Origin of the sequence: Enterococcus raffinosus (assembly GCF_019175485.1) — a bacterium.
GTDB lineage: Bacteria > Bacillota > Bacilli > Lactobacillales > Enterococcaceae > Enterococcus_A > Enterococcus_A raffinosus.
This window is the reverse complement of record NZ_CP072889.1, coordinates 511,249-525,492: the sequence shown is the minus strand read 5'-3', so window position 1 is coordinate 525,492 and position 14,244 is coordinate 511,249. Positions and strand designations below refer to the sequence as shown.

At 35.6% G+C, this 14,244-nt stretch carries 11 protein-coding genes and 1 pseudogene; 9 read left to right on the top strand and 3 right to left on the bottom strand.

Going from position 1 to position 14,244, the window contains the following annotated elements; all coding sequences use genetic code 11:
- Positions 1-12 precede the first annotated feature (12 nt).
- On the top strand, positions 13-1,233 hold the full coding sequence (mtnK, locus tag J9537_RS17130; protein ID WP_218083170.1) for an S-methyl-5-thioribose kinase: 1,221 nt from the start codon (positions 13-15) through the stop codon (positions 1,231-1,233).
- Positions 1,234-2,289, top strand: a complete 1,056-nt coding sequence (locus J9537_RS17125) for an S-methyl-5-thioribose-1-phosphate isomerase (RefSeq protein WP_028021344.1) — start codon at positions 1,234-1,236, stop codon at positions 2,287-2,289.
- A gap of 342 nt (positions 2,290-2,631) precedes the next feature.
- Here the strand turns inward: J9537_RS17125 and J9537_RS17120 are convergent.
- Positions 2,632-4,176, bottom strand: a pseudogene (locus J9537_RS17120) (IS1182 family transposase); the annotation flags it as partial.
- 192 nt (positions 4,177-4,368) lie between these two features.
- Entirely contained in the window at positions 4,369-6,267 is a 1,899-nt protein-coding gene (locus J9537_RS17115; RefSeq protein WP_028020048.1) for a PfkB family carbohydrate kinase, read from the bottom strand.
- Between the two features lie 217 nt (positions 6,268-6,484).
- On the opposite strand from J9537_RS17115, the gene J9537_RS17110 reads away from it, so the two are divergent.
- Genes J9537_RS17110 through rbsK form a run of 7 tightly spaced genes read left to right on the top strand, consistent with a single transcriptional unit; the run spans position 6,485 to position 12,982 of the window.
- On the top strand, positions 6,485-7,111 hold the full coding sequence (locus J9537_RS17110) for an ECF transporter S component (protein WP_028020049.1): 627 nt from the start codon (positions 6,485-6,487) through the stop codon (positions 7,109-7,111).
- A 13-nt stretch (positions 7,112-7,124) separates the two neighbouring features.
- A complete protein-coding gene (locus J9537_RS17105) occupies positions 7,125-7,889 on the top strand; it encodes an energy-coupling factor transporter transmembrane component T (protein ID WP_070509621.1) in 765 nt (254 codons plus the stop codon).
- Positions 7,890-7,901: 12 nt separating this feature from the next.
- Entirely contained in the window at positions 7,902-8,750 is an 849-nt protein-coding gene (locus J9537_RS17100) for an energy-coupling factor ABC transporter ATP-binding protein (RefSeq protein WP_028020051.1), read from the top strand.
- A complete protein-coding gene (locus J9537_RS17095; protein ID WP_028020052.1) occupies positions 8,734-9,546 on the top strand; it encodes an energy-coupling factor ABC transporter ATP-binding protein in 813 nt (270 codons plus the stop codon). The genes J9537_RS17100 and J9537_RS17095 overlap by 17 nt, the downstream gene beginning before the upstream one ends.
- 52 nt (positions 9,547-9,598) lie before the next feature.
- Positions 9,599-11,047 carry an MFS transporter gene (locus J9537_RS17090; RefSeq protein ID WP_028020053.1) on the top strand — a complete coding sequence of 483 codons (1,449 nt, stop codon included), beginning with the start codon at positions 9,599-9,601 and terminating at the stop codon, positions 11,045-11,047.
- 20 nt (positions 11,048-11,067) lie between these two features.
- Positions 11,068-12,015: a nucleoside hydrolase gene (locus J9537_RS17085; protein ID WP_028020054.1), complete on the top strand. Its 948-nt coding sequence runs from the start codon at positions 11,068-11,070 to the stop codon at positions 12,013-12,015.
- Between the two features lie 55 nt (positions 12,016-12,070).
- Positions 12,071-12,982: a ribokinase gene (gene rbsK / locus J9537_RS17080; RefSeq protein ID WP_028020055.1), complete on the top strand. Its 912-nt coding sequence runs from the start codon at positions 12,071-12,073 to the stop codon at positions 12,980-12,982.
- 256 nt (positions 12,983-13,238) lie between these two features.
- On the opposite strand, the gene J9537_RS17075 is transcribed toward rbsK, so the two are convergent.
- Positions 13,239-14,048 carry a hypothetical protein gene (locus tag J9537_RS17075; RefSeq protein WP_070509623.1) on the bottom strand — a complete coding sequence of 270 codons (810 nt, stop codon included), beginning with the start codon at positions 14,046-14,048 and terminating at the stop codon, positions 13,239-13,241.
- Between the last annotated feature and the right edge of the window lie 196 nt (positions 14,049-14,244).

The following is a 14,244-nucleotide window of genomic DNA, read 5'->3' as shown; positions in this document are numbered from 1 at the left end:
AGGTATAGAAAGATGATGGAAAATAAAATTTGTTACGACGAGCATTTCTTGATGAATGAAGAGGACATCAAAGATTATGTGGTCGCTCGATTAGGTTTGTTTGATGATAAGGACCATTTAGTTGTTTCAGAGATTGGCGACGGTAACATTAACTATGTTCACCAAGTAACCGAAACTTCAACTGGGAAGACTGTTGTAGTAAAACAAGCCGATAAATATTTGCGATCTTCTGGCAGATTATTAGACCTGTCACGTAATCGAATTGAAGCGGAAATTTTAAAAATTCAAAATGAATTAGCACCAGAATTCATCCCAGAAGTCTTCGATTATGATGAAAACATGTCAGCACTGACAATGGAAAATATTTCAGAATATAGAAATATGCGATATGAGTTGATTGACAAAAAAATTTTCCCGAATTTTAGTCAAGAAATCACAAATTTTCTCGCTAAGGTTCTGCTTCCTACAACGGATTTAGTTTTAGACAGTGCTACAAAGAAAACACGTGTGAAGTCTTTTACGAATATTGATATGTGTGACATTAGTGAAAATCTTGTGCTAACTGAACCATATGATGATTATCGAAATCAAAATATCATCACCTCTGGCAATGAAAAATTTGTTGAATCGACTTTATATGAAGATGAGGAACTACATGCAGAAATTGCTTGGTTACGAAACAATTTTATGAATAATGATCAGGCTTTGATTCATGGTGACTTGCATACAGGATCGATTTTTATCAATCAATTAGGGGTAAAAATCATTGATCCAGAGTTTGCTTGTTATGGCCCGATGGGATATGACATTGGAAATGTATTAGCTCATCTTTATTTTCCACTAGTACTTAGTTTGACAGATGAAAATACTGATACTAGCTTTAATGATTGGATTTTGATAAGTAGTAAAGAAATTTATAATCTAGTCTTAGAAAAAATGAATATTTTATATGATGAAATTGTAACCAATAAATTGTACAAAAACGAGTCGTTTAAGAAGAGTTACCTTGCCAATATTATGAATGATACTCTAGGATACGCTGGAACCGAAATAATTCGGCGAGTGGTAGGGGATTCAAAAGTAAAAGAGTTATCTTTGATCCCAGAGGAGAAGAAAGTACAGGCTGAGAGAGTATTGATCAATTTTGGAGTTCAATTGATTAAAGAACGAAAAACGATTACAACAGGGCAAGATTTGGTCGATGCTTTTATCAAATGCAAAGAAGGGATTTAGATGGAACGACAAGATTATTTAATGCCGACACTTTTGCAATATGAAAATGTTGCTTGGTACGAAGATGGAAAAGTACGGATACTAGATCGAAGGGTTTATCCTAGAGAAATCAGTTTTGTAAATTGTCAGACATACCAAGAGGTGGCGCAAGCAATTACTGATATGGTGACGCAAAGTGCAGGCCCATATACGGCGGCTGGGATGGGAATGGCTTTAGCTTGTTATCAAAGTAAAGGATTATCAATCGAAGAAAGAGAGAATTATTTATTTGAAGCAAGCGAAAAAATTGCGAATGCGCGCCCTACAACGGCTAATCGAATGCGCTTAATCACCGAAAAATGTGTTATGGTGGGAAAAGAAGCGTTAGCTAAAGGGAGTGATCCAGCCGAGGCGATCAAACAAAACACTCTCGATTCATTAAATAACCGGTATTTTACAATGAATAAAGTGGCGAAATTTCTAATTGATAGAATTCCTAATAACGGGGCGGTACTGACGCAGTGTTTTGGTGAAACTATCATTGGGATGCTTTTGAGAGAAGCGATTGAACAGAAAAAAACGATCAGATTTTACTGTTCAGAAACACGACCTTATTTGCAAGGAGCTCGATTGACGGCTAGTTGTTGTGCTGAGAAGGGGTTTGATACGACGGTAGTCACAGATAATATGATTGCTTATTTAATGAGTTCTCAGAAAATTGACTTATTTACTTCTGCAGCAGACTCAATTGCTCGAGATGGTCACATTGCTAATAAAGTAGGAACTTACCAAATTGCTTTGTTAGCTCAGCACTTTAGTGTTCCATATTTTGTAACAGGTATTCCAGATGCAGATAAAAAAGATAAAAATGCGATAAAAATTGAAATGCGCGATCCAGTTCAAGTGATGGAGCTAAATGGAATAAAACACACTTTAAAAGGTGTAAGAGCACTTTACCCCTCGTTTGATGTAACACCGCCAGAGTTGATCAGCGGAATTGTAACTGATCAAGGCTTTTATTCACCTTATGATTTGGATAGTTATTTTAAAAATCACTCTGGAAATAACTTTTATTAAAAAAGATTATTATGAACAAGAAAAAAGGAAATCTTCATAATTTATAACGAGCGGGAAATAACTCTCTATTTCAAAAGATTGATATAGCTATAAGTTCCTCTAAAAATTAACTATAGAGTTTCTAAAGTGGAAGAATTCCCACTTCTGTGTTTAACCACTGGTTACATCGATAAAGAAGATGGAATTTGTTATTCAGTATAACACCGTGAGTTCAATGAATAACAAAAATTAAGAGAGGCTGTGACATAAGTCATAGTCTTTAATAGGAAAAAATTGGCTTCCATAAATCATTTACTGATTTATGGAAGCCAATTTCTATGTACTCAAGGTGCCAAGCCGTTTCATTGCCGCTAACTTTCTCATATTCAATGCCATGATAAGGATGCCCGTTTCCTTTTTCACCTTTTCCATGCCTCGAACATGGTACCGAGTGAAATGCAAACAAGCCTTCATCCATCCAAAAACAGGTTCTACGTCAATTTTTCTTTGTGCGTAGATTTTTCCATTTTCAGGTTCTGAAAGCAAGGTGCGTTGTTTGGCTTTAAAATATTCTAACGAAGGATTGACCTTAATGATGCGTGTATTTCCCCCTTGGGTCAACGCTTCTTGAATCACTTCTTTGTTTTCTGTGTATTTCTCTGCTTTGTATTCTTTAAAATCTCGGACAAACCCATCGACTTTATCCGTCTCTGTTCTGTACGCATTGAAATTAAAACGAACACCTTTTGGATCAAGATAATAATCCTCTTGTTCGTTGTACGTCCAATTCATCACTTTTCGTTCGTCCGATTGCCACTTCTTACTCTGTTCTTTCAACATCGTTGAGTAAGGGATCAATGCAGTGTGGTTCGGTAGTTCATCTTCAAGGTACCGATAATTTTGTTCTGAACCATACCCTGCATCCGCGACAATATGCATTGGGAGGCGATTCGCCACGTTCAATTTTTTTATAAACGTGGGAAAGGTTTTGGTATCCGTTGGATTTTGATAGACATCATAACCCAAAATGAACTGATTACTGGTGGCTATTTGAAGATTGAACGCAGGTTTTAATTGCCCATTGCGCATAGGATCTTCTTTGACACGCATAAATGTGGCATCGTTATCTGTTTTTGAATAGCTATTGCGGGCACCACAAATAACTAAGCGCTGTTGATGATCGACCATTTTTTCACGCCGTTCATTTAGTTTTCGTGTTTGTGCTTTTAATAAACGGCGCTGCTGTTTGGCTGGATTTGGTGAAACCTTTCTGGTTTCAAGTACTTCTTGTTCCAATTCTTCTAGCCGTATTTCCAACCTCGTCAGTACTTCATCTATCATATCTAATGTGAGTGAGGTTCCTTCAGGAACGTGACTCGCTAAATGTGCCTCTTTCAGTTCAGACATCAAAGAGACGATCTGCTCACGATTCATTTTGTCATAGTTGAGCGTGGTCTTTTTCCAAACAAAACTGTATTTATTGGCATCTGCGAGGAGCTTCGTTCCATCGATAAAAATCGAATCATTAATCAATTGTCGCTCTCTTAAATAATGGACCAACGAATCAAACCCTTTTTCGATCAATGTTTCTAACTCATTGGAAACACGAAAGCGGGCACTGGTTCGATAGGTAGGCATCTGTTCTTGGGTCAACCAACGAGCTGGTAGGCTTTCTTCTGCCAACTGTTCAATTTTCCGACTGCTAAACACACTGCGGGTATAGGCAAAAAGAACCAGTTTTAACATCGCACTCAAATCATAGTTCCGGGGACGAACAAAAAGATAGGAATCCGTGATTTCAAGAGATTCAACGAGTTCATTAATAAACCAAGCAGTGCTGTCTTTTTTTTGAATATAAGAAGTTGTGATATCTAAAGTGAGTTGATTCATGTTATAATTTGTATGCATGATTTTGATCCTTTCGGGGATTGAATGATTTAGAGTACGGGTGCTACCGTACTCTTTTATTTTACCCAAAAAGCACTAGAAAAGGACGTTTTCACGTCGTTTCTAGTGCTTTTTTTTTAGACTTATGTCACAGCCTCTCTTAATCATTAAGAAAAAGCTTTATATGAATATCAGATATAACTATGTTCTTTCCTAATCTTTTTTCAATAAATTAGGGTCTTTTTTTGCAATATAACTTTCTAATGTCATACGATCAACTAAAGCAGTGGTTATTCCGTCACGAGAGACTAGGAACCCGGCTGCATAACTAGCAATTTGAATAGCCTTTTCTAAAGAGTAATCTCTTAAAAGATATGCGGATAAGGCACTGATAAAAGCGTCACTTGCTCCAGTGCTGTCAATGACAGAAAAATCAGCTGCATGGAAAAATTTTTCTTGCATGGAATTTTTTAAGAAACATCCTCGATTGCCTAAGGTAACTATCACATTCTTGACACCTTTAGAAAGCAGATATTCTGCTTTTTCATTCATCGTCTCAAAAGAAGGACACATAGTAGATAACTCATCTTCATTCGGAATCAAATAATCTATTTTTTTCAAAATAGAATTAGAAATGCTTTTTGACGCGGAAGGCTTTAAAATAAGTTCAATATTTTTTTCTTTTGCTAACAAACAAGCTTTTTCTACTGCATCTATTGGAATTTCAGTTTGAACAAGACAGTATTTGACATTAGAAAATAGATCAATATTTTTTTCGAGTATTGAAGGAGATAATTCAGCGTTAGCTCCTGGTAAAATAGAAATCATTGAATCACCAGTAGATTCCACAAAAATATATGCTTGACCTGTTTCGGCATCATTTGAACGAGATAAACCTTTCGTGTTCACGTTGTTTTTTCTAAGTTCCTGGAACATAGTATTCGAGTCACTATCAGATCCGACACATCCTATTAATCGAATTTGATGACCGAGCTTCGCAGTTCCAATGGCTTGATTAAGTCCCTTTCCTCCCGGCCGTTTGCTCAGATTAGATAAGAAATTTGTTGAACCATTATGAGGGAGTTTTGAAGAATAAAGATACGTATCCATATTTAGACTTCCTACTACAAGAATCTTTGGCCGTTCACTTTCAGCAGGAAGCCCTAATGATTCTGTATTACTTAATACCAATTCTTCCTGATAAGGATTCGATTCGGAGGCTTTATTAATTAAGTCCATAAGAGCTTGACAGGCATGCTCGCCAAAACGTTTATTACTGAAGGTAATGGTGGAGAGCTTATTTTGAAAATTTTTAAATTCCAATTCTGTATCATTACGAATAGAAAGTAATGAGAAATCTTTTGGTGTGCTTAACCCACTTTGAATAGCTAGGTTATATAATTCAATGGATTTATAAAAATCAGCAGAAACGAAACCAGATAGTTGCTTTTCAATAATAAAATCATTGATTGTATTATCCAAGGATTCAATAAGCAATGAATCGTGAAATTTTAGATTGTGCTCAAAAAGAGCCTGTTTATAACCGGTGATAAAAGCTTCTTTATTTATACTATCTCCTGTTATACAGGCGATTTTTTTATGCCTTTTTTCAATTAGTTGCTTTGTTAGAGAATAACCAGCTTTTGCATATGGAAGAGAAAAGCTATTGATTCCTTTCAAATGGCCAACCAATACAAGTGGGATACCAGAAGTATCTATATGAGTTTGATTTTTTAAACTATCTTCATCTATTGGTTCCCAAATGATTCCATCCACTTGTTTTGTACATAAAGCTGTAATATTTTTAAGCTCCTGTTCGTGATTTTCCAGACTACTGAAAATAATGGGGCTGTATCCTTTTTGCTGCGCGTATTCAATCATCCCATTTAATGATTGATCGACAGTTCTATCAGAACGAAGCAATATACCAATAGAACCTGTACTTGTAGCATTATTAATGGCAGATGAATAGGGAGTGTAGTTATACTCATGGACTATTTTTAATACTCTTTCGCGAGTTTCATTGCTAATACTGGCATCTTTCTTATTCACGATTTTAGACACTGTTGAAACGGAAACACCTGCTAATTTTGCGATATCTCTAATATTCATAAGCTTCTCCTTTGAAATCGACTTCTCTTTTCCCATCATACTCAACTAGTTCAAAAAGGGTCAAGAGTGTTTAGTCAAAAATATGAACTATTTTTTGATAAATGGAAAAAACATATTGACAAATTTAATTTCGGATGATAACTTCTATTCAAGGAAAACGTTTTCCGAAAATGTTTTCTTTGATTGATTTTATCACATATTAAAGAGGGAAACGATCATGAATAAATCTTTTCAAACATTTCTTCAAAAACAGTTTTCAACAAAGGCACTTGTGCTGATACCAATTGCTGTGGGAATCAATTTAATTGGAGGAACATTGTGCTCTACTTTAAAACTACCCCTTTTTTTAGACATGATCGGAACGGTATTAGTAGCTTGCCTGTCAGGGCCGTGGGTAGCAGCTCTTTGCGGGCTAATCACAAATTTATTTTTAGCAATTGTGACTAATCCAGTATTTTTTCCTTATGCATTGGTTAGTATTTTATGCGGATTAGTTACAGGTTATTTAGTGAAGGCTGGTTTTTTTAAAAATATTCTCGGGGCAATTTTTACTTGGTTAGCTTGTACTTTGACAAATTCGTTTGCTTCATCACTAATAACTATCTTCGTATATGGTGGAGCAACAGGAATTAATACTAGCTCCATTGCGACGGCAGCTTTAATTGCAACAACTAAAAAGCTTGTCCTTTCTGTTTTTTCAACTTCACTGATAGAAAACCTTATTGATAAAGGAATCGTTTTTTTTATTGTTTATTGGTTAGTAAAGAAAATACCTAAAAGATTTTCGAGCCAATATGCTCCATTAGATCATGCTTCGTTAATAAATGAAAAGGCGAAGAAATGAGGGGGAAGAATCAGTGAATACTAAAAATAAAATATATAGGAATGCACGTGATTTAAATCCAATAACTAAACTTTTACTTGTACTGAGCTTTGGGGTTGGTTGTATGATCTATCCTTTCCCATATTTAGGCTACATACTTTTATTGATAATTTTAGGACTTGCTTATTTTATGGGCCTTGGAAAAAAAGTGATACTTTTAATTTTAGGCTTTGGTGTTCCTGTGACGCTCATGCTCTTATTTATCCAAGGTTTATATAGTCCGAAAAATATAACAATGATCGCTGATTTGGGTTTTGCTCAAGTTGGTTTAGAAGGCACTCTTTATGCCTTAAAAGTATCATCCACATTGTTAGTTTTTCTAACTACATTTTATCTTTTTATGCAGACAACTAAGAATTCTGAAACGGTTGCCGCTCTCACTCAGTCAGGACTTAATATGAAGATAGGTTATCTGATTTTAGCTAGTCTAAATGTTGTCCCTCAAATGCAAAGAAAAGTAAAAAATATCCAAGAAGCTCAGGAGTCTAGAGGAGTTGAGGTGACAGGTAATTTTTTGCAAAGAACGAAAGCGTTTTTACCATTAATTGGTCCGGTTGTCCTTTCATCATTGACAGATGCTCAAGAAAGAGGAATGACTTTAGAGACAAGAGGATTCAGCATTAAGGGAATCAAGCCTACAAGCTTTGTTGAAGTAAATCATCGTAAAATCGATACCATTTTAAAAGGGCTCGCTGGAGTATTTTTATTATTTACCATTTTTATTCGTTTTTGCAGATAAGGAGGAAAACAAATGAATACAATAATTGAAGTAACTGATTTTTCTTATCGCTATAACGAAGCTCATGAAGCGGCACTCAAAAAAATCAACTTCAACGTTCAACAAGGAGATTTTATTGCAGTCATTGGTGGAAATGGTGCAGGAAAGTCAACTTTATGCAATGCCTTAGCAGGTTTAATTCCTAACTATTTTGTAGGTTATTATGAAGGAACGATTGAGATTAAAGGTAAAAGTACATCAGAAGTTGGGGTTGGAGAATTATCTCAAACAGTAGGGTTAGTTTTCCAAAATCCGTTTAATCAGTTATCGTACACTGCTGATACGGTTATAGAGGAACTAGCCTTTGGATTAGGGAATAGGGGGCTGCCAAAAGAAGAGATGCTGAAAAAAATTAATAAGGTAGCCGAAGTCGTTCAAATTACTGATTTGTTAGACAGAAATCCTTTGGAACTTTCAGGCGGACAAGTTCAAAGAGTTGCCTTAGCTGCTGCAATTATCTTAGAACCAGAAATTTTACTTCTTGATGAATGTACTACTCAGTTAGACCCTGTTGGTAGTCAGCAAATAATGAAAACGGTTAATGAACTTAATCAAAAAGGAATGACAATCATAATGGTAGATCACGATATGGAAAAAGTTGCTGAACTAGCTAACAAAGTTATCGTTCTATACGAGGGTAGAATTGCTTTATGGGATACCCCCGAAAATGTATTTACTACACCCAATTTAGTTGATTATAAAGTATCCGCACCAGACTATTATGAAATAACTAAAGAGTACAGTCCTGATTCAGCAATTTTAACCGAAAAGACAGCGGCTAGAATGTTACAGGAGGTTTTAAAGAATGAGGATCGAAGTTAAAGAACTATACCATGAGTACCCTTCTGGAGAAGTTGCATTAAATGGAATCAACACTGTTTTTGAAGGAACAGAACCAGTAGCGATCATAGGTCAGAACGGCGCTGGAAAAACTACGTTTGTCAAACACTTAAATGGTTTGCTCCGACCAACCGCTGGAGAAGTATTGATCGATGGTGAGACTATTACGAATCATACAACAGCTTTCTGGTCTAGGAAAATTGGCTATGTTTTTCAAAATCCAAATAGTCAACTTTTTTTGGAAAGTGTAAAAAAAGAGTTTGAATTTGGTGCAAAACAGCAAGGAGTATCAAAAAGAGAAATTGAAGAACGGCTAAAAAAAATAGCTGATTTAGTTGGTTTAACGGATAAATTATCTGTTCATCCATTTGACCTAAATGATACGGAGAAAAAATTTTGTACAATTGGCTCGATTTTGATGATGAATCCAAAAATTCTTATTTTAGATGAACCAACTTGTGGACAAGATCTAGAAGGAAATCAGCGTTTAACAAAGATTATTCAGGTGTTGAGGGAGAACAATCAATTATGTATAACGATTACTCATGATATGAAGTTTGTTGTAAGCAACTTTGATCAAATAATTGTGATGGCAAAAGGACAGATATTGAGGAAAGCGAATAAGACAGCAATTTTCTCAAGTCCTGATATTCTACAAGCAAGTCATGTGAGTCCACCACCAATCACACGGATAGGTGAGACTTTAGAGCTAAAAAAGCCTGTCTTCAATAAGACGGACTTCATTCAATGTTTTGAGGAAAAAAGACAGCAATTATAGTTAAATAGGTGAAATCACCTTTTATATAATATCAAGAAAGTGGGGATAAAGAATGGATACAACAAATGAGAGAGAAAAAATAGTTGGTGTTCCAATACCAGAAGAAGGGAGTAAGGAATTTGAAAAGATGAATCGTATGGCTAAGAAAGCTATACCTTTGATTCTGCTAATATTTACTTTTGGTATTCTTGAGCAACAAGCCTTTGGAATGATTTTCGTTAATATTGGCCAACAGTTAGGTGCGACCAATTTAGCGCCACTTATTACGTCAATACCTGGAATTATTTTGGGAATTGTGTGTGTTGTTTATGGAGCTCTTGGTGATTTTGTATCATTGAAAAAAATGACACTCTTAGGAGTAATCATTTTTGTCTTAGGATCTATTATCGGATTTGGGTTTGGTCCGAGTAGTATTTGGGCGGTAGTAATCGCGCGTGTTTTACAGTCAGCTGGAGGGCAAGTAGCGGGTTCTGTCTTTTTAGTTTTGGTTTCTAAATACATCGCTAAAGAGAATCGTGTTATTTACTACGGAATTTTTGTAGCAGTATTTCGTTTCTCCGCTGCTTTAGGAGTTGTGGCAGCTGGGTATATTACAAAAATAGACTGGCGTTGGTTGTTTGCTGTTCCAATTTTATCTGTTCTATTCATTCCATCATTGGCTAAAAACTTACCAGATGAACATGCAGAAGGTGCAAATATCGATTGGATTGGATTTGCGTTAATCGGTGCATTTGCAGGAGCAATGACTATGTTCTTCACAGACATGAATGCATTTTGGGCAATTTCATCAGTTGTAACACTAGTATTGTTTTTCGTCTACATTAATAAAGCGAAAAATCCGTTTATTACACCAGAGTTTTTAAAAAATCCTGCACTAATTGCTACTATGTCAGTTATCTTTATTGGCTATTTCTTTAGTTATACTTTGAATGCGGGCGTAAATGCGATAGGGTTGAATGTTTTTGGCATTGATTCTGCAGAAGTTTCGTTACTTTTAGTAGGTTCTATTTTATTAGCTGCTGTTTTAGGGTTTGTTTGTGGGCCTGTCGTTAAGAAAATTGGACGTTCAGCAGCAATCATAATGGCTTTATCTTTTATGGGCTTGGGATTACTGGCAATTGCATTTGCAATTCCACATGGTAAAGTTTGGGCATTAGCGTTTGCTCCATGTATCTACTATTTTGGAACGTCATTTTTCTATTCACCAATCGTAGACACAGCTACATTGACGGTTGCTCCTGAAGAGTCTGGCCGTGTATTAGGTGTAAATGATTTGGTTCAGGCTATTACTGGTTCTGTAGGAGTGGCTGTATTTGGTGGGATGATGTCTTCAGGGGTTATGTCAAGCAGTAGTATAGTTGGTTCTGCTGAAGGCGCTGCTTCGACTTATGCGAATGTCTTCCTTATCGGTGGTGTTATTGTATTAATAGCTTTAGTAATATTTGTAGTTACGAAAAAAATGATTTACACACACGGTCAAAAGATCGAACAAAGTAAATAAGTTATATTGGGGGATTTATAATGGTAAAGAAGGTAATTTTAGATTGTGATCCAGGACACGACGATGCCTTGGCTCTGTTGATGGCTATTGCTTCAAAGAATATTGATTTATTAGCAGTAACGACATCTGCAGGTAATCAGCTTCCGGAAAAAACTTACTTAAATGCAAAGAGACTATTAACACTGGCGAAGTGTGATGATATTCCTGTGGCAAAAGGCGCTAATAAACCATTACGCAGGGAATTGATTATTGCAGACGATGTACACGGGGCGTCAGGGATAGATGGAGCAGAATTACCAGAGTCCACTATACAAGATTTGGATATTTCGGCAAATGATTTAATCGCAAAAATTTTAAGAGAATCTGAAGAAAAAATCACATTAATTGCAACAGGGCCATTAACTAATATTGCGATTTTCTTGTTATCACATCCTGAATTAAAAGAAAAAATCGAACTAATCTCCTTTATGGGAGGGGCATGTTTTGGTGGAAATATGACTCCTCATGCAGAGTTCAATATCTATGTTGATCCTGAGGCGGCCGATATCGTTGTTAAATCGGGCGTTCCAGTTGCAATGTTCGGTTTAGATGTAACCTTAAAAGCACAATTGTTTGAAGAAGATATAAAAGAAATTCGAGCTATTGGAAATCAAGTAGCCACTACTATGGCTGACCTGTTAGACTTTTTCAATCTAACAACTACACGTCCATTTTGGGCGGATGAAAACCACGTGGAAGGAATACACATGCATGATCCTTGTGCTGTCGCTTATGTCATCGACCCTGAAATGTTCACAGTATATCCAATGAATGTTCAAGTAGAAACTAGTGACACGTTATCATTAGGAAGTACTGTCGTTGACTATGATGATGTTTATAAAAAAGAAAAGAATGTTCATGTTGCATTTGATCTTGATTTAGATAGATTTAGAAAACTGACGATGGATACGATCGATTATTTTTCGTAAGGTTATTTAAGAACAATTACAACGTAAGTGAAGTCAAATGGAGAGAAGTGCAGAGATGAATAAGATTACAGTAGTAGGAAGTATCAATTTGGATACTACGATTCGAACAGAACAATTTCCAAAGCCAGGGGAAACAATCCATTCAAAAGAAGTATTTACTAACGGTGGAGGAAAAGGAGCGAACCAAGCAATTGCGGCAGCTAGAACTGGTGCAGAAGTGAATTTTATTGGTGCAGTTGGTAACGATGATGGAGGCAAAGCTCTTGTTGATCTTTTGGAACAAGATAAGATTAATACTTCAGGCATTGATCGTTTGGAAAGTGTCAGAACGGGTAGTGCTTATGTAACTGTTGATGATAACGGTGAAAACAGCATTGTAATATATGGAGGGGCTAATCAAAATATTACGAATGAGCATGTATTGGCTAATCGTGAATTGATTTCTACAAGTGATTATGTGATTGCCCAACTAGAAACCAATATTTCTAGTATTGAAAAAAGTTTTGAAGTCGCACGAGATTCATCCGTATTCACAATTCTTAATCCGGCACCTGCTCCAGAGTATCTGCCAGAAAAAATTATCCGAAATACGGATATCTTAATACCGAATGAAATTGAATTAGAAACTATTTGTAGTAAAAAGGTTACGACTAAAGAAGATTTAGTCAATACTGCCTCAGAAATTCATGATTTAGGCGTGAAAGTACTTATTGTTACGTTAGGCAGTAAAGGAGCTTTCTATTCCATTTCAGAGGGAAAACATGGCTTTGTTTCTGCTTTTAAAGTGAAAGCAGTGGATACTACAGCCGCAGGTGATACATTTATTGGTGCGTTAGCTTCAAAACTATCCCGTGACTTAAGCAATATTGAAGAAGCTATAAAATACGGTAGTAAAGCCGCTTCATTAACTGTTCAACGGTATGGCGCCCAACCATCTATCCCTTATCAAAATGAATTTTCTATGTAAAAAAGGAAGTAAATACAATTTGGCTCTTTGTCAAACAGGTTAAGACAAGTAGTGCAATACTATGATAATGGTGTAGCACTACTTTTTTTCCCTGAAACTTTACTAGTCTTATCGAAGAGAGTAAAGGTAACAATTTTTCCCCAAATGTATAAATAGGAAAACGAAAATTCTTCTTTTTTTAAGCAACGCTTGAAGCAGTATTGATTATTTTATCGTATTCACCTATCGACTTGTCTGTCACTTGTAAAGTAAAAGACTAAATTTCTGGCAATTCTATATTTAATTTCTTTGCGATATTTTCGATTCGACGTCTGGTTTTCTCAGATAAATAATCACGATTAACTACTTTGTAATACGTACGATGAGTTTGTGCGATTGATTTTATCGCTTCGCTAAGAGTCATATCAGCATACTTTCCTCGTTTAGCACGAATTAATAGCAATCGTTCAATTTGCTTATCAGTAAGTTTACATCCGCCACGAGGATGCTCTTTTTTGACTGTAAAAATAATTTTGTTTTCGCTGTTAGGTTGAGGCTGTTTTCTTTTCAAATGATCAATCTCTTCTTGTAAAGCCTTTATTTGACTTTCTAGTTTCTTGTTATCGGATATTAATGAATTTTGTTTATCCAAAAAATTATCGTAATAGTCTAAGTACATACTATTCAGGTCAAAAATAATGAGAGGTAATAGACCATTTGCTCTTGAAATCTGACATTGAATGTGAAGGAGGCTATTGAAATAGAGGTCAATTTCTTCGGAATACTCTGACGAATTTATCGGTTTCTTAAGGGGCTTCATCTTATCAATCTCTGAAAGCAAGGAATCAATTTGAGTAGGATACGAATGAGGAACTAGTGTTTTAATCACGTCGTTTAAAGTAGCTTCAATTGCTGATAGCTGTTTATATTTTTCTTTATATGCTTTTTTGTAATACTTTGTTTTCTTCTCAGTGCCATCCTTTTTTAATCCAGGATAATGTGTAACAGATTCTAAAGTAACCGATTGTTTTTGAAGAGTCAAAATGAGTGAATTCAATTTCTTAAGTTGGTTTGGGTTGATGGTCATAGTTTGTTCCTCCCTAATAGTCTATGATATATTATTATATTAATGTATCATAAATTACTCGATAAAAAAATCATGATTGTAAATTAAAACGAAGTTCCGTAAATTTGAGTCATTTAACAGAACTTCGTTTAATTATTATTGAGCTGACATAAAGAGTAGAAAAGGAATATAAATTCACGATTTTTGGAAGTGGTAT

Bases quoted from the DNA above. Each gene is read 5' to 3' on its own strand.
- mtnK (WP_218083170.1), top strand. From the start codon at position 13: ATGATGGAAAATAAAATTTGTTACGACGAGCATTTCTTGATGAATGAA.
- J9537_RS17125 (WP_028021344.1), top strand. From the start codon at position 1,234: ATGGAACGACAAGATTATTTAATGCCGACACTTTTGCAATATGAAAAT.
- J9537_RS17115 (WP_028020048.1), bottom strand. From the start codon at position 6,267: ATGAATATTAGAGATATCGCAAAATTAGCAGGTGTTTCCGTTTCAACA.
- J9537_RS17110 (WP_028020049.1), top strand. From the start codon at position 6,485: ATGAATAAATCTTTTCAAACATTTCTTCAAAAACAGTTTTCAACAAAG.
- J9537_RS17100 (WP_028020051.1), top strand. From the start codon at position 7,902: ATGAATACAATAATTGAAGTAACTGATTTTTCTTATCGCTATAACGAA.
- J9537_RS17095 (WP_028020052.1), top strand. From the start codon at position 8,734: ATGAGGATCGAAGTTAAAGAACTATACCATGAGTACCCTTCTGGAGAA.
- J9537_RS17090 (WP_028020053.1), top strand. From the start codon at position 9,599: ATGGATACAACAAATGAGAGAGAAAAAATAGTTGGTGTTCCAATACCA.
- J9537_RS17085 (WP_028020054.1), top strand. From the start codon at position 11,068: ATGGTAAAGAAGGTAATTTTAGATTGTGATCCAGGACACGACGATGCC.
- rbsK (WP_028020055.1), top strand. From the start codon at position 12,071: ATGAATAAGATTACAGTAGTAGGAAGTATCAATTTGGATACTACGATT.
- J9537_RS17075 (WP_070509623.1), bottom strand. From the start codon at position 14,048: ATGACCATCAACCCAAACCAACTTAAGAAATTGAATTCACTCATTTTG.